Annotated in this window: 10 protein-coding genes; 5 read left to right on the forward strand and 5 right to left on the reverse strand. The window is 71.4% G+C overall.

The genetic code is table 11. The features are described from left to right. Nucleotides 1-52 precede the first annotated feature (52 nt). Nucleotides 53-550 carry a hypothetical protein gene (locus tag ACFZCP_RS08605; protein ID WP_362695631.1) on the forward strand — a complete coding sequence of 166 codons (498 nt, stop codon included), beginning with the start codon at nucleotides 53-55 and terminating at the stop codon, nucleotides 548-550. Between the two features lie 12 nt (nucleotides 551-562). Here ACFZCP_RS08605 and ACFZCP_RS08610 read toward each other — a convergent pair whose 3' ends face one another. Together ACFZCP_RS08610 and ACFZCP_RS08615 are read right to left on the reverse strand one after the other, a co-directional pair. Next, entirely contained in the window at nucleotides 563-2,530 is a 1,968-nt protein-coding gene (locus ACFZCP_RS08610) for an N-acetylmuramoyl-L-alanine amidase (protein WP_391425298.1), read from the reverse strand. Nucleotides 2,531-2,797: 267 nt separating this feature from the next. Then, entirely contained in the window at nucleotides 2,798-3,943 is a 1,146-nt protein-coding gene (locus tag ACFZCP_RS08615) for a phosphotransferase (protein WP_391425300.1), read from the reverse strand. A gap of 341 nt (nucleotides 3,944-4,284) precedes the next feature. Here ACFZCP_RS08615 and ACFZCP_RS08620 point away from each other — a divergent pair, with 341 nt between their 5' ends. Next, on the forward strand, nucleotides 4,285-5,778 hold the full coding sequence (locus tag ACFZCP_RS08620; RefSeq protein WP_391425302.1) for a hypothetical protein: 1,494 nt from the start codon (nucleotides 4,285-4,287) through the stop codon (nucleotides 5,776-5,778). A gap of 181 nt (nucleotides 5,779-5,959) precedes the next feature. On the opposite strand, the gene ACFZCP_RS08625 is transcribed toward ACFZCP_RS08620, so the two are convergent. After that, nucleotides 5,960-7,390, reverse strand: coding sequence for a SpoIIE family protein phosphatase (locus ACFZCP_RS08625; RefSeq protein WP_391425304.1), 1,431 nt, complete (start codon nucleotides 7,388-7,390; stop codon nucleotides 5,960-5,962). A 350-nt stretch (nucleotides 7,391-7,740) separates the two neighbouring features. Here ACFZCP_RS08625 and ACFZCP_RS08630 point away from each other — a divergent pair, with 350 nt between their 5' ends. After that, entirely contained in the window at nucleotides 7,741-8,154 is a 414-nt protein-coding gene (locus ACFZCP_RS08630; protein ID WP_391425306.1) for an SsgA family sporulation/cell division regulator, read from the forward strand. Nucleotides 8,155-8,294: 140 nt separating this feature from the next. After that, nucleotides 8,295-10,328 (forward strand): phosphocholine-specific phospholipase C, encoded by a 2,034-nt coding sequence (locus ACFZCP_RS08635; RefSeq protein ID WP_391425309.1) that lies wholly within the window; start codon nucleotides 8,295-8,297, stop codon nucleotides 10,326-10,328. Here ACFZCP_RS08635 and ACFZCP_RS08640 read toward each other — a convergent pair. Further along, complete coding sequence (locus ACFZCP_RS08640; RefSeq protein ID WP_391425311.1) at nucleotides 10,318-11,343, reverse strand: Gfo/Idh/MocA family oxidoreductase; 1,026 nt, start codon at nucleotides 11,341-11,343, stop codon at nucleotides 10,318-10,320. The genes ACFZCP_RS08635 and ACFZCP_RS08640 overlap by 11 nt on opposite strands. A gap of 150 nt (nucleotides 11,344-11,493) precedes the next feature. Next, on the reverse strand, nucleotides 11,494-12,588 hold the full coding sequence (locus ACFZCP_RS08645) for a chemotaxis protein (protein WP_391425314.1): 1,095 nt from the start codon (nucleotides 12,586-12,588) through the stop codon (nucleotides 11,494-11,496). A gap of 343 nt (nucleotides 12,589-12,931) precedes the next feature. On the opposite strand from ACFZCP_RS08645, the gene ACFZCP_RS08650 reads away from it, so the two are divergent. Further along, the gene (locus tag ACFZCP_RS08650; protein ID WP_391425316.1) at nucleotides 12,932-14,659 is read left to right on the forward strand and encodes an AMP-binding protein; all 1,728 of its coding nucleotides are present in this window, start codon (nucleotides 12,932-12,934) and stop codon (nucleotides 14,657-14,659) included. The last annotated feature ends 153 nt before the right edge of the window (nucleotides 14,660-14,812 follow it).

Genomic DNA, 14,812 nt, shown 5'->3' on the forward strand with positions numbered 1-14,812 from the left:
CGAGAGGGCTCCCGCACGTCGCCGACCACGCGTGTACACGTACCATGGCCGCATGTCGTTCCTCCGCCGCCGCAGTGCCACTCCCGCCGGGCCCGACTTCGACGTGCTGGCCATGGACCCGGGCGACTGGCCGGGCAACCTCGGCGCGGGCCTGCTGCCCGCACCCGACGGCACCTGCCAGGGTGTCTTCCTGCGCTACGACCTGTTCGGCGGCCGCGGCCCCGCAATGATCATCGGCAACCTCCCCGAGGGCTCCCCGGCCCGCGAGGTCACCGAGGGCGAGATCCCCTTCGAGGTGGGACAGCTGCTGCTGGCGCTGGAGAACGACGAGGAGGTCACCGTCGTCGGCACCGAGGACACCCCGGTCCTCCAGGGCGACAACCTGCTGATCGTGCGCCGCCTGAAGCTCTCCGAGAGCCGCATCTCCTGCGTCCAGTTCGACCGCAGCGACGGCATCCTCGTGACCATCGCCGCCTGGGACCGCCCCATCACCGACGACCTGTACGCCCTGCTGAAGCCGCTCCCGGCGGAGCTGTTCCAGCAGGGCTGACCAGGGCTCCCGCTAGCGGAAGCCCTCCAGGCGGACGTCCGCGGCGCGCACGAAGGCCACCCGGTGGCCGTACTGGATCTCGTAGTACAGGTCCTTGCCGACCACGACCCGGTGCGAGTCGGTGGTGAAGGTGACCGCGTAGTAGTACTCGCCCGGCACCACGTCACCGACCACGTACTTCTGCCCCGCCGCCATCGTGTACGGCAGTGCCACCACCGTCTGGGCGGGCACCCCCGCCGGGTAGGCCTCCTTCTCCGGATACGCCCTGCCGTACACCGGGACGCTCGCCAGGCCGTCCTTCGGAGTGACGGCCAGACCGGCCGCCGGTACCGCCGTGGGCTCCTTGCGCGGGTTCCTGAACCAGGCCTTCTGCCCGAGGTACCAGATCGCCGTCCAGTCGCCCCAGCGGTCGGCCACCGCGTACTGCTGACCGGTGGAGACCCGGGAGGACAGGTCGTTCACCCCGTCGGTCGGTGTCGTGCCCAGGCCGATGTCCTTGATCAGCGGGGCGTTCTCGTCGTGGTCGGAGTAGAGCCGCACCTCGTCGGAACCGTGCGCCGCGCAGGGCTCGCCCGCGGTGGTGCAGCCCGTGTACACCGGCTGGTTGCGGGCGTAGTCGGGCAGGACCGTCACCAGACCGGAGTGCCTGCCGCCCGTGGCGCGGAAGGGGTGGCCCAGCAGCTGGAAGTAGTGGCGCCAGTCCCAGTACGGGCCGGGGTCCGTGTGCATGCCGGGGATCGTGGACGTGGTCGGGCCGGGCACGTTGTCGTGGCCCAGGATGTGCTGCCGGTCCAGCGGGATGTCGTACTCCCGGGCCAGATACCTCACCAGACGCGCCGAGGACCGGTACATCGCCTCCGTGTACCAGGCGTCCGGCGCGGCGAGGAAGCCCTCGTGCTCGATGCCGACGGACTTCGCGTTGATGTACCAGTTGCCCGCGTGCCAGGCCACGTCCTTCGCCTTCACGTGCTGGGCGATCAGACCGTCGGTGGACCTGATGGTGTAGTTCCAGGACACATACGTGGGGTCCTGGACCAGATGGAGGACCCCGTCCCAGGTGCCCTCCGTGTCATGGATGACGATGTACTTGATGCTCTGTGACCCGGGGCGGTCGCCGAGGTCGTGGTTGCCGTAGTCGTCGTTCCCGAACTGGGAGTACGGCGCGGGGATCCACTCGCAGGACACCGACCGTGGGCATTCGGTGTCGTCCGTCGGGGCCGTGCGCAGCCCGGCGCGTGCCAGCTGGGCGATGTCGGCGACGAGGTGCGGCTGGGCGGCGAGGACGACCAGCTGGCCGTCGTCGCTGGTGCGCTCCTCACCGGTGTGGAGGACGTCGTACACGTCGTTCGCGTAGGCCGCCGCGGTCGCCGTGTCGTCGGCGCCGGAGAAGCGGGCCACCGCCCCGTACCAGTCGGCCGGGTCGGAGCTGAACGGCTCGCCCAGCTCCTTCTGGGCGGCCGCGAGCAGGGCGGCGCCGCCCGCGATGTTGGCGGCCGGGTCGGAACGCAGCCGAGCGGCCGGAAGACCGGTCAGTCCGGCCGCCCTGGGCAGTGTCTTCAGACGGGCCGGGAGCACCGACTCGGCCGGCAGTCTGATGTCCGGGTGAAGGGCCGCACGGGCGGCGTCGCCACGGGCGTCCTCGGTGCCCTCGGCGAGATGCTCGGTCGTGGCGAGGGCGGTGCGGGCGTCGGTGAGGTGCATCGGCCCGTAGCCGCCGGTCACACTGGGGGCTCCGGCGTGCGTGTCCCAGCGGGACTGGAGGTAGGAGACGGCCAGCAGGACGCTCAGCGGGACGTGGTACTCGTCGGCCGCGGTGGCGTAGGCGCGCTGGAGCCGGTCGGCGGAGGGTGTGGTGGCGCTCGGGGCGGGGGCCGCGCCGAGCAGCGGCAGCAGCAGGGCCGCGGAGGCAAGCGTGCCGGCGGTCCGCCGCAGCTGTCTGTGGCCGGGTGCTCTCGTGGGGTCGGTGGCGGAACCTCGCAATGCTGCCTCCTGTGACGGGCGGGGCGTGGCGGGGCGTGCGGCGCCGAGCTGGGACAGTGGTACCGGCTTGCCGACGATCCGTCAATGATGCCCTCAGGGGCCTGATTTCCCATGTCACGGAGGGGTTCGGCGAGTTTCGCCGCGGCGGCGCCCGGGCCTGCGGAGCGTCAGAGGCGTACACCACTGGGCGCCCGTGGGCCGGGTGCGGACATACGAAGGTCCGCGGTGCGCCGCCGCTCTGGGCACACCGCGGAACCGTCGTCCCCGTCAGCGAGTGCCGACCGCCGCGCGCACGGCCCTGCGGGCCAGCTGACAGTCGTCGTGCAGCCGCCTGAGCAGCAGGCGCTGTTCCTCGCCGGACGGCGCAGCGCCCGGGTGGGCCATGCCCGGTGCCGCCGGGGTCGTGTCGTGCATCGAACGCTGCACGGCCGTCTCGTAGGTGCGGATCTCCCGGGTCAGCAGGAGCATCAGGTTCACCAGGAAGGCGTCCCGGGAGGCGGGACCCGCCGTCTGGGCGATCTGGCTGATCTGCCGCCGCGCCACCGGCGCGTCCCCGAGCACCAGCCACAGCGTCGCCAGGTCGTACCCCGGCAGATACCAGCCCGCGTGCTCCCAGTCCACCAGCACTGGACCGGCCGGTGACAACAGGATGTTCGACAGCAGGGCGTCGCCGTGGCAGAACTGGCCCATCCCCTGGCGGCCCGCCGCGTGCGCGATGCCGTGCAGCAGCTTCTGCAGGTCTCCCAGGTCCCGGTCGGTCAGCAGCCCCAGCTCGTGGTACCGGGAGATGCGCGCCGCGTAGTCCAGGGGGGCGTCGAAGGTGCCCGCCGGGGGCCGCCAGGCGTTCAGCCGGCAGATCGCGCCGAGCGCGGCCCTGATGTCCGGCCGGGGCGGGGCCTCCACCGGATGCCGCTGGAGCGCCGCCGCCCGGCCCGGCATGCGCTCGATCACCAGGGTGCAGTTGTCCGGGTCCGCTGCGATCAGTCTGGGCACCCGCACGGGCGGGCGGTGCCGGACGAACGAGCGGTATGCCGCTATTTCGTGCCGGATCCGCTCCGACCAGGCGGGCGATTGGTCCAGGAGGCACTTGGCCACGGCCGTGCTGCGCCCTGTCGTCCCCACGAGGAGGACGGACCTCCCGCTGCGGCGCAGCACCTGCACCGGAGAGAACTCCGGACAGATCCGGTGCACCGAGGCGATCGCGGTGCGCAGCTGTGCTCCCTGGGGACCGGACAAGTCGAGTCTCCCGCTGAGCGGTTGGGTACCGGGCTGTCCCGGAACGCGCCGCGGCCGGCCCGCGCCCAGCACGGGGCCGCCCGGCCGCGCCGCCGGGTCGAGGTACGGTCCGCCGCCCGCCGGGCGGGGACGCAGCGGCCGGGGCGGAGCGGACACGGAGGATGATGCTGCGTACATGGGAGATACAGATCCCTTCGTGTGCCTGCGGTGCCTGCCTGTGGGTCCGAGCTCAAAGTCGTGCTCGAAGCTCAAAGTCACGCTCGAACGTCCACGCTCGAAGTGATGGCTTCGAGTTCGTACGCCCACCCGGCCCGGCGCCCGGGTGCACCCTGGGGAATGCACCTTCACTACAAGCAGTGACATGAAAAGCAGCGACCGGGTCGGGGTGGCGCTTTCCTACCTGACACCCGATGCCCGGTGGCACACCATCTGGCGCACCCTGGCGAACCGTGGCGAATAGTCGCCCGGCAACCTCCACGGGGCTACTGTCAACTCAGCCGAGAACCTGGGGGCTTGACGTGAGCGGACAACCCAACACCCGCCTCGCCGACCTGTTCGGCCTGGCCGGCTGGTCCAAGGGCGAACTCGCGAGGCTGGTCAACAAGCAGGCGGCGGCCATGGGCCACCCCCAGCTGTCGACCGACACCTCGCGGGTGCGGCGGTGGATCGACATGGGAGAGATCCCGCGCGATCCCGTGCCGCGGGTGTTGGCGGCTCTGTTCACCGAGCGTCTCGGCCGTGTCGTGACCATCGAGGACCTCGGTCTGGTACGGCACGGGCGTGCGGGAAAACGGCAGGGCGACGGGAATGCGGAGCATCCCGACGGAGTGCCGTGGGCGCCCGAACGGACCGCCGCGGTCCTCACCGAATTCACGGGAATGGACCTCATGCTCAACCGACGCGGCTTGGTGGGCGCGGGTGCCGCGCTCGCCGCGGGATCCACACTCAGCAGCGCCATGTACGACTGGTTGCACACCGACCCCACCCTGAAGGCCGACTCCCCTGTCCTCGACGATCCCCTGCACGCCGACCCCGCTGGGTTCGACCGCTATGAGGCCGCCCCCATCGGGTCGCAGGAGATCGAGGAACTGGAGCGCTCGGTCGAGGTGTTCCGCGCCTGGGACGCGGCCCGCGGTGGCGGGCTGCAGCGCAAGGCGGTCGTGGGACAGCTCAACGAGGTGGGCGGCATGCTCGCCTACCACCATCCACCCCATCTCCAGCGCCGCCTGTGGGGCGTCGCCGCCAACCTCGCCGTCCTCGCGGGCTGGATGTCGCACGACGTCGGCCTGGAGCCCACGGCCCAGAAGTACTTCATCATCGCCGCCCATGCCGCCCGCGAGGGCGGTGACCGGCCGCGGGCCGGGGAGGCCCTGTCCCGGGCGGCCCGGCAGATGGTGCACCTCGGCCGGCCCGACGACGCGCTGGACCTGATGAAGCTCGCCCAGTCCGGCTCGGGGGAGCGCCTCCAGCCGCGTACGAAGGCGATGTTCCACACCATCGAGGCCTGGGCACAGGCGTCGATGGGCAAGGGCCAGGCGATGCGCCGCACGCTCGGGCAGGCGGAGGATCTCTTCGTCTCCGGCCGCGGGGGCATGGAGCCGCCGGACTGGATGCAGACCTTCAAGGACGAGGATCTGTACGGCATGCAGGCCCTCGCCTACCGCACGCTCGCGGAGTTCGACCCGGGCGCCGCCGTCCATGCCCAGCACTACGCGGACAAGGCGCTGGCCCTGCGTGTCGACGGACGGGAGCGGTCGAAGATCTTCGACCATCTCTCCATGGCCTCGGCCTGCTTCATCGCCGACGACCCCGAACAGGCCGACCGCTATGCACGGCTGGCCCTGATGTCGATGGGCTCGAACTCCTCGCGCCGCACCTGGGACCGGCTGCGTCAGATGTACAGGCTCACCGCCGAGTACGCCGGCTACCCGAAGATCCATGAACTGCGCGAGGAGATCCGGCTCGCCCTGCCGAAGCAGAAGGGAAGGGACGACAACAGCGCTCAGGCGTAGGGAGCCTGTGCACTGCGGCTTCAAACAGGTCGGGGGTTTGCGGACAGGTCGGGTCACGCGGTGGCCCCGGCAGCGCGGCTCAGCCCGTGGCCTTGCCGGTTCTGCTTGCGATGTGCTCGGCACGCCGGATCAGCCGGTGGCCGTGCCGGGTCGGCTCAGACCGTGGACCCGTCGGGGCTGCTCACGCGGTGACCTTGGCGACGAGCACACACGCGTCGTCCTCACGCTCGGCTCCACCGAATTCCTCCACGACCGTGCGCACACAGTCCTGCGCGGTGCGCGCCGCCCCGAAGCGTGGGGCGAGGCCGAGGAGGGGGGCGATGGCGGTCGTGGCGTTCTGCCCGGACACCAGTCCGTCGGTGTGCAGCAGGAGGATGTCGCCCGGCTCCAGGGTCACTTCGGTCTGTCCGTAGGTGGCGCCCGTGGTGGCGCCGAGCAGGACACCGTCCGGTGCGTGCAGCACACGCCCCGTCCCGTTGCGGTACAGCAGCGGGGCGGGGTGTCCTGCCTGCGCCCACACCAGGGTGCGGGTCCCGGGCCGGTAGCGGCAGCAGACGGCGCTGCCGAGGGCGGGCTGCACGGTGGCGTCGAGTAACTGGTTCAGCATGGCGAGCAGCGGGCCGGGTTCGGTTCCGGCCATCGCCATCCCGCGCACGGCCCCCAGCAGCATCGCCATGCCCGAGGCGACGGCGACCCCGTGCCCCGTGAGGTCGCCGACGCTGAGCAGGGTCGCCCCGTCGGACAGTTCCAGCGCGTCGTACCAGTCGCCGCCGATCAGCGCGCTCGTCGCGGCCGGCAGACAGTGCGCGGCGAGGTCGAGGGTCTGCGGCCCCCGGTGCGGGAGCCGCAGCGAGCCGCGCCACGGCGGCAGCACGGCTTCCTGCAGTTCGACCGCGAGCCGGTGCTCGGTCTGCGCCTGCCTGCGGTGGTGATGCAGCGTGTCATGGGTCTCGCGCACCGTCCGCTGGCTGCGCCGCAGTTCGCTGACGTCCCGCAGCACCACCCACATCGAGGCGGTGCCGCCGTCGGCGCCGAGGACGGGTTCGCCCATCATGTGGACGGTCCGTACGGTGGTGTCCGACCGGACGACGCGGAACTCGCCGTCGATCGGCTTGGCGTCGACCAGGCAGTCCGTCACCATCGCGGTCAGTTTCGGCCGGTCCTCCTCAAGGATCAGGGAGGGCAGTTCGTCCAGAGTGAGCGCGGGGGCGGCCGGGTCGAGCCCGAGGATCTGGTACAGCTCCCCGGACCAGCTCACCTCGTCCGTGAGCAGGTTCCACTCCGCGCTGCCGACCCGGGTGAGCAGCGACCCTCGTGCGGGGCCTGCCGCCGCCGGTCGGACGACCGGAGTGTCGACGGGCTCGGCGGGCGCGGGCAGCGGGCCGTCCCTGAGCTGCGCCAAATGGGCGTCCAGATCGTCGAGTTGGTGCAGCGCGAGGTCGTACAGCGCCCGCTGCCAGCGCTCCTCGGGGTCCAAAACCTCGCTCTTGGCATCCCGTCGAACGGCGTCCACGTCGCCCTTGAGTCTCCGCGTCTGTGTTATCAACGCCTCGACCGAGCCGCGCCCGGGCGGCTGGGCGGCTGAGCGGTCCGCGGAGACTGGGGACGGCATGACGCACTCCGATGAGGGGACGGTACGGCCACGGGGGACGGGGAGGGACCGTTACGACTGTCGCACAGCCCGCGACGCCTCGTAAGGGATTTGGCAACACACGATACGGTGGTGCTTCCGGCATATGCCAGAGTCTTCCCGGAGCGATCCGGCGGTACGGATGACGTACGCGCGCGATGCGTCAAGTCGTAGGCGTGCTACGGGAGATGGCCGACTCCAGGTGCCTGGAAGCAGGGCTCGGCCATGCGTTCGACGCTCAGGTGTTCAAGGATGCCCCGGGCAGCCTGCGACGCGCCAACTCTGTCCGGATTCAGCGTCCTGTGAAAGGCGTCTTCGGACTCCTTATAGGCATGGACGTCATCATCGAACAGCCCGCCCATGCCCGTCTGATCACCGCCGAGGACCAGGAGGTCCCGGTGTCGGCGACCTTGCGCTACACGGCGGGCGATCCGCTGGCCGTCTTCGTGGACTTCCCGCCCGAGGCCACCCTGGGGGGCGACGAGGTCACCTGGACCTTCGCGCGCTCGCTGCTGGACCAGGGTCTGCGCGCCCCGGCCGGGCACGGGGACGTACAGATATGGCCGTACGGCCACACGCGGACGGTCGTCGAGTTCCACTCGTCGTGCGGCCTGGCCCTGATCCAGTTCCCGACCTCGGCGCTGCGACGCTTCCTGCTGAACACCTATGCCATGGTGCCGGCCGGGCAGGAGGACGTGGCGGCCGTCGTGGAACGGGGGCTGAGCACCCTGTTCGGCGGGGTCTGAGCGGCGCCGGAGCCGCCCGGGCACAACTTTGACTTTTGTTCACCCATGCCTCATTGCACAGCTATGGACCTGGACGATCACCGCGTGCACCCTGGCGCGCGGTGTGCCGCAGGGGCACTCCGCTGACGAGGACGGGGCCAATGACACCGATCAGCCGAAGAGGATTCGTGGGGCTCGGGGCGTCCGTGGCGGCGGGAGCCGCCCTCGGCGTCGGCGCCCGCGGCACGGCCGCGGCCGCGCCTGCAGCCGCCGCGGCGACCGGCACGATCAAGGACGTGAAGCACGTCGTCATCCTCATGCAGGAGAACCGCAGCTTCGACCACTACTTCGGGCGGCTGAAGGGCGTCCGCGGATTCGACGACCGCAGCGGCATCACCCTCGGCGGCGGGTACCCGGTCTTCAACCAGCCCAACGGACTGGGCCGCCAGTACCCGTGGAAGCTCAGCGCGACCCCGGACGCGGGCGGCAAGGACGGCGAGACCCTCGCCCAGTGCAGCGGCGACCTGCCGCACTCCTGGTCCTCGCAGCACTCCGCGTGGAACAAGGGCCGCATGGACAACTGGGTCCTCGGCGTCGGCAACGTCCGCTCGCTCGGCTACCTGGACCGCTCCGACATCCCCTTCCACTACGCGCTCGCCGACAACTACACGATCTGCGACGCCTACTTCTGCTCCACCCTCAGTGCGACCGGTCCCAACCGCACCTACCTGTGGAGCGGCAAGGTCGACTCCTCCAGCTACGACGGCGGCGACGAGTCGGGCCTGACCTGGCAGAACTACGCCGAGGCGCTGCAGGGCGCCGGGGTGAGCTGGAAGGTCTACCAGAACGCGGACGACAACTACGGCGACAACGCCTGCGCCTACTTCAAGAACTTCGTGAATGCCACACCGGGCGACCCGCTCCACGACCGCGGCATGTCCTCCGTCCCGAAGGCCACCGGCTCCACCCCGGACGACATCGCCGCCGCCATCAAGGCCGACGTGCTCGCCGGAACCCTGCCGCAGGTCTCCTGGGTGGTCCCCAACCAGGCCTTCTCCGAGCACCCCTACGCCCCGCCCGGCGACGGCGCCCACTTCATCAGCCTGGTGTACCAGGCCCTCGCCGCCGACCAGGACGTGTTCGACTCGACCGTCCTCTTCCTCAACTACGACGAGAACGACGGCTACTTCGACCACGTCCCGCCCCCGGCCCCGCCCGCCGGAACCGCCGGCGAGTTCCTCAACGGGGTGCCGTACGGCTTCGGCTTCCGCGTGCCGATGATCGTCGTCTCGCCCTGGACGCGCGGCGGCTGGGTCTCCTCTGAGGTCTTCGAGCACACCTCCGTGCTGCGCTTCCTGGAGACCTGGACGTCGGCCATCGGCACGCCCGCCAAGTGCCCCAACATCAGCGACTGGCGGCGCCGGGTGAGCGGCGACCTGACCGGTGTGTTCGACTTCGCCAACCCGGTGCACGGCCCCGTCGCGCTGCCCGCGACGAGCGTCATCGGCATCGGCACCTGCGGCCCGCTGCCCAACCCGGCGCCGACGAACAACGCCCTGCCCGCCCAGGAGTCCGGCACCCGCCCGGCCCGTGCGCTGCCGTACCAGCCGAACGGGTACCTGGACCACCTGGAGTTCGGGTCCGCCGGCAAGATCCTCGCCTGGTTCACCATGACCAACCAGGGCGGCCCGGCGGCCCGGGCGGCGCACTTCTCCCTCCACCCCAACGCCTACCGCGACACCACGCCCTTCCAGTACACCGTCGACCCGGGCGGCACGGCCTCCGACTACTTCAACATCGGCCTGGGCTTCGGCTCGGGCAAGTACGACCTGACCATGACCGGCCCCAACCGGTTCCTGCGCCGCTTCCAGGGCGACGCCTCCAAGGCGGGCAAGACGGCCGAGGTGAGCACCCGTTACGCCGTGGAGCCGGGCACGGGCAGGCTCGCCGTCTATTTCAAGATGACCAACTCGGGCTCGGGACCGGTGAAGTTCACCATCACCTCCAACCACTACCGCACCGACGGCCCCTGGACCTACAGCGTCGCCGCGGGAGCCTCGAAGGAGGACTACTTCAACGCGGTCGCCTACCAGAACGGCTGGTACGACTTCACGGTGACCGTCGACTCGGACGCGACCTGGTCGCGCCGGTTCACCGGGCACCTGGAGACGGGCGCCGCGAGCGTCAGCGGCTGACCCCGGCGTAGAGGTCCGGGCGCGGAGCGAGGTCGACGGCCACCCGGCCGCCGGTCTCCAGCGCCCGGACCCCCGCCTCGGCGACGACCGAGGCCGCGTAGCCGTCCCAGACGCTCGCGCCGGTCACCTCGCCCCGCCGGGTGGCGTCGACCCACGCCTGCACCTCCCGGTCGTAGGCGTCGGCGAAGCGGACGAGGTAGTCCTGCGCCACCGCCTCGGCCGCGCTGCCCCGGGAGGTGACCACCATGGTGTGCTCGTCCCCGATCCGGGCGCTGCCCGCCTCGCACACGGCCTCGCACCGCACCTGGTAGCCGAAGCCGCAGTTGACGAAGACCTCCACGTCCACCAGGACACCGTCTTCGGTCTCGAAGAGCACGAACTGCGGATCGATCAGGCCCTGCGGCGCACCGCCCGAGGGCGCGGGCCGCAGCACGGTGACCGCCGTCAGCTCCTGCCCGAGCAGCCAGCGTGCCGCGTCGATCTCGTGCGAGACGGAGCTGTTGATCAGCATGGCGCTGGTGAAGTGGCCGGGGGAGGACACGTTGCGGTGGGTGCAGTGGAGCATCAGCGGACGGCCGAGGCTGCCCCCGTCCAGCAGGGCCTTCAGGCGCCGGTACTCCGTGTCGTGGCGCCGCATGAAACCGATCTGGGCCAGCCGGCGGCCGAGCCGCGCCTCGGCCTCCAGCACCCGCAGCGCACCGGCGGAGTCCGGCACCATGGGCTTCTCGCACAGCACCGGCAGACCACGGTCGAAGGCCGCGAGCAGCACCTCCTCGTGCGCGGCGCCGGGGGAGGCGATCAGCACGGCCGCCACCCCGGGCGCGTCGATCGCGGCCAACGCCTCCGTGTGTACGGTGACGCCGTCCAGACCGGCCACCGCGGCCTTGGCCCGCTCGGCGACCGGGTCGGCGACGGCAGCCACCCTCGCCCCGCTCACCACCTGGTCGAGGCGTCGTATGTGGTCGGCTCCCATGTGCCCGGCACCCAGTACCGCCACGCCCAGCAGCTCACCCATGCACGTGCTCCCTCTCGCCGCCGATCACGCCGTAGCGTACGCCCGGGAGCGGGCGGCGAGGGGGCGGGCCCGGAGCGCCGGGCGTCTCGGGCGCAGGCCGCAAGGGGGCGGGAGGTCCGGGCGGGCCCGGGGCCGGGGCGGATCGGAGGTTCAGTAACGCAGCACCCCCGCGATGCCGTTCGCGTCGCCCAGTGCGCCGTCGGGCACGAAGCGGACGTCGGCGCCGGTCTCCAGACACTTCTCGACGATCTCGTCCACGATGTCGTCGCGGGCGTCCAGGTCACCGGTATCGGCCGGGACGAGGTGGTCGCCGTCGTCGCGGACGGTCGTACGGTAGTTCTCCTCCACGGCGAGGAGCCGGACGCGTCCGTCCCGGGCGTTCTGCCACAGCTCGTCCACCCCGGCGGCAAAGGTCTTGTGCCCGCGTGCCGAGATCAGTTCCCTGATGACGGACGTGGTGTTCTTGCGGCCCTCCGTCTCCAGGACCGGCCGGAGGGCCTGCCACACCGCCTCAGGGCCGGCGTGGGCGAGGCCACCGTGCGGGATCTGCACGGCCGACTTGGCGAGGCTGCCGACCTCGTCCAGCAAAGACAGCGCCGCCTGCTCGCCGGTGATGTACAGCGGGCGGGGCTGGTCGCGCAGGACCGTGCTCATGGCCGTGTCCGCCTCGCGCAGGTACTGGCGGGTGCCCTCGTCACGGAAGGTGCTCGGATCGTCGCCGATCTGCATCCTCCGTTCGGCGTCGAAGTTCTCCCGCACGTGGATCAGCGGGAAGCCGCCGGAGTGGTCCTCCACGACCCGGTCGGGGCCGCCGCTCCACAGGGTGATGCGGTCGGCGGAGAGCGACAGCACCCAGAAGGGCCGCTCGGCGGCCTGGGCGGAGACCAGATTGCGGGTGAGGAAAGTGTCCGAGAGGACCACCCGCTCGGGGACGGTGCGGGCCAGCGACCAGACCTGGTGCTCACCGGGGGCGGCGAAGATCACCAGGCCGTCCTCGGCGTGCGCCAGGTCGACTTCCGCCAGGGCGCGGTCCAGCTCCGCCACGACCTCGGTGCGCCGCTCGCGGCTGACGGAGGGGTCGGATTCCAGCCGCTTCCTGGCCTCGGCCACGACATTGCGCAGCCGGACCGGATCCTGCCCGTTCTCGGGTTCACGGCGGTGCGTCGGCGTCAGCACGGACACTGCCGGATAAGGGCGCGGGCGCCGCAGTTCGGCAAGGGTTGCGGGACTCAGTGCGTGCTCCATGACAGAACGATAGGGCGGTTTCAGCTGTCCGGCATTCGGGCTCAAAGAGGGATATTTCGCTACGCTGCGTAACGCTCCGGACGTGATGCGTCAACTCGCTTGGACACGAAGTGTTTACATGCGTTCGACATGTCGATCATTTGGGCTGCTATCGTGCTACTCGCTGGTAGCAAGTTGCTGCGGGGGAACAGCAGGAGTCATCCGACCCATGACTCCCCACACGGGCAGCCGAGCCCAACGACCCGGCAATGAGGCCGGGTTGGCGGCGCAGCGTCCGGTCGTGCACCGCGACGCCCGCACTCCCTCTCCTCGCTCACGTACCCAGACAGGTGAGACACGTCCCATGGCACGTTCCCTGGTCGATTTACTGACCGAGCACGCCTCGAACCACCCCGAGCGCACCGCCTACCGGCACCTCGTGACCGGTGACTGCGACGGGGAGATCCAGGAGCTCACCTACGAGCGGCTCGCCGTCCGCTCCCGGGCCGTCGCCGCCTGGCTGCAGGAGCGTGGACTGGCCGGCTCGCGCGCGATGCTGCTCTACCCGCCCGGCCTGGAGTTCATCTGCGCCTATCTGGGCTGCCTCTCGGCCGGTGTGATCGCCGTACCGGGCGTGCCCCCGCAGGGCCGCTCGCAGAACCACCGTGCGCTGACCCGGATGAAGCGCCTGATGGCCGACGCCGACGCCAAGGTCATCCTGGGCGGCCGGGAGGTCATGGCCGCGCTAGACGGCATGGCCGGGCACCTGCCCGAACTCGACGGGATCGCCCGCGCCGCCACCGAGGACATACCCGACGACGCGGCGGCCGCCTGGCGCGATCCCGAACTCGGCGCGGATTCCGTCGCGTTCCTCCAGTACACCTCCGGCTCGACCTCCGCCCCGCGCGGGGTCGTGGTCACCCACGGCAACCTGCTGGACAACGAGCGGGTCATCACCGAACGCATGGGCCACACGCCCGAGGCGATCGCCGCGCACGACCACGAGATGTTCGTCAGCTGGCTGCCCGTCTACCACGACATGGGGCTCATCGGCCCGGTCCTGAACACGGTGTACCTCGGCGTCACCGCCACCCTGTTCTCGCCGCTGCACTTCCTCCAGCGGCCGGACCGCTGGCTCACCGCGGTCAGCCGCTACCGCCCGCACACCAGCGGCGGCCCCAACTTCGCCTACGAGCTGTGCCTGAAGCACGCCGGCCCCGAGCTCCTCGACAGCCTGGACCTCAGCGCGTGGAAGGTCGCCTTCAACGGCGCCGAGCCGGTGCGCGCGGCCACCCTGCGCCGCTTCGCCGACACCTTCGCCCCCGCCGGATTCCGCCGCGAGGCGCTCTACCCCTGCTACGGCCTGGCCGAGGCCACCTTGATGGTCACCGGCGGCGTCGTGGACACCCCGCCCACGCTGCTCGCCGCCGCCGACGGGGCGCCGAACGCCGGCGAGGCCGACGCGGCCGCCGTGGGCTGCGGCCGGCCCGGCGAGGGCGTGACCGTGGCGATCGTCCACCCCGAGGGGCGGCACGAACTGCCCGAGGGAGAGGTCGGCGAGATCTGGGTGGGCGGAGCGAGCGTCGCCAAGGGCTACTGGCGCAACACCCTCGCCACCCGTGAGGCCTTCCGCGCCCAGCTCCCCGGCCACGAGGGGCGGTTCCTGCGCACCGGCGACCTCGGCCTCCTGCGGGACGGCGAACTGTTCGTCACCGGCCGGCTCAAGGACCTCATCGTCATCGACGGCCGCAACCACTACCCGCAGGACCTGGAGCTGACCGCCGAGCTGGCCCACCCGGCCCTGCGCCCCGGCTGCACCGCGGCCTTCGCCGTGGACTCGGCGGCCGAGGGCGAACAGCCCGTCCTCGTCGCCGAGGTCGCCCCCGACCGGGCCGGCGAGTCCGAGAAGATCACCGACCTGATCCGCAGCGCGGTCGGCGAAGGACACGGCCTGGCCGTGCGCGACGTCGTCCTCGTCCTGCCCGGCACCATCCCCAAGACCTCCAGCGGGAAGATCCAGCGCCGCGCCACCCGGACCGCGTACCTCGACGGCACCCTCTCCCCGGTGACCGCCGCGACCACCGAGGCGTGACCCCCGGCCGCCGGTGCCCGACGGCGCCGGCGGCCCGGCCTCATACCCCGTCCAGCGGCCCCGGAACCCGGCCGCAGCCCCTTGCTTCAGCCGTGCCGCGCGTCCGTCGCGCGGTGCGGAACCGAGCCTTGCCCCGAGTTCACGAGGACAGCT

The organism is Streptomyces sp. NPDC007971 (genome assembly GCF_042958635.1).
Classification (GTDB): domain Bacteria; phylum Actinomycetota; class Actinomycetes; order Streptomycetales; family Streptomycetaceae; genus Streptomyces.

Excerpts from the sequence above, each read along its gene's own strand:
- ACFZCP_RS08615 (WP_391425300.1), bottom strand. The coding sequence starts at position 3,943 with ATGTACGCAGCATCATCCTCCGTGTCCGCTCCGCCCCGGCCGCTGCGT.
- ACFZCP_RS08640 (WP_391425311.1), bottom strand. The coding sequence starts at position 11,343 with ATGGGTGAGCTGCTGGGCGTGGCGGTACTGGGTGCCGGGCACATGGGA.
- ACFZCP_RS08605 (WP_362695631.1), top strand. The coding sequence starts at position 53 with ATGTCGTTCCTCCGCCGCCGCAGTGCCACTCCCGCCGGGCCCGACTTC.
- ACFZCP_RS08650 (WP_391425316.1), top strand. The coding sequence starts at position 12,932 with ATGGCACGTTCCCTGGTCGATTTACTGACCGAGCACGCCTCGAACCAC.
- ACFZCP_RS08625 (WP_391425304.1), bottom strand. The coding sequence starts at position 7,390 with ATGCCGTCCCCAGTCTCCGCGGACCGCTCAGCCGCCCAGCCGCCCGGG.
- ACFZCP_RS08630 (WP_391425306.1), top strand. The coding sequence starts at position 7,741 with ATGGACGTCATCATCGAACAGCCCGCCCATGCCCGTCTGATCACCGCC.
- ACFZCP_RS08645 (WP_391425314.1), bottom strand. The coding sequence starts at position 12,588 with ATGGAGCACGCACTGAGTCCCGCAACCCTTGCCGAACTGCGGCGCCCG.
- ACFZCP_RS08635 (WP_391425309.1), top strand. The coding sequence starts at position 8,295 with ATGACACCGATCAGCCGAAGAGGATTCGTGGGGCTCGGGGCGTCCGTG.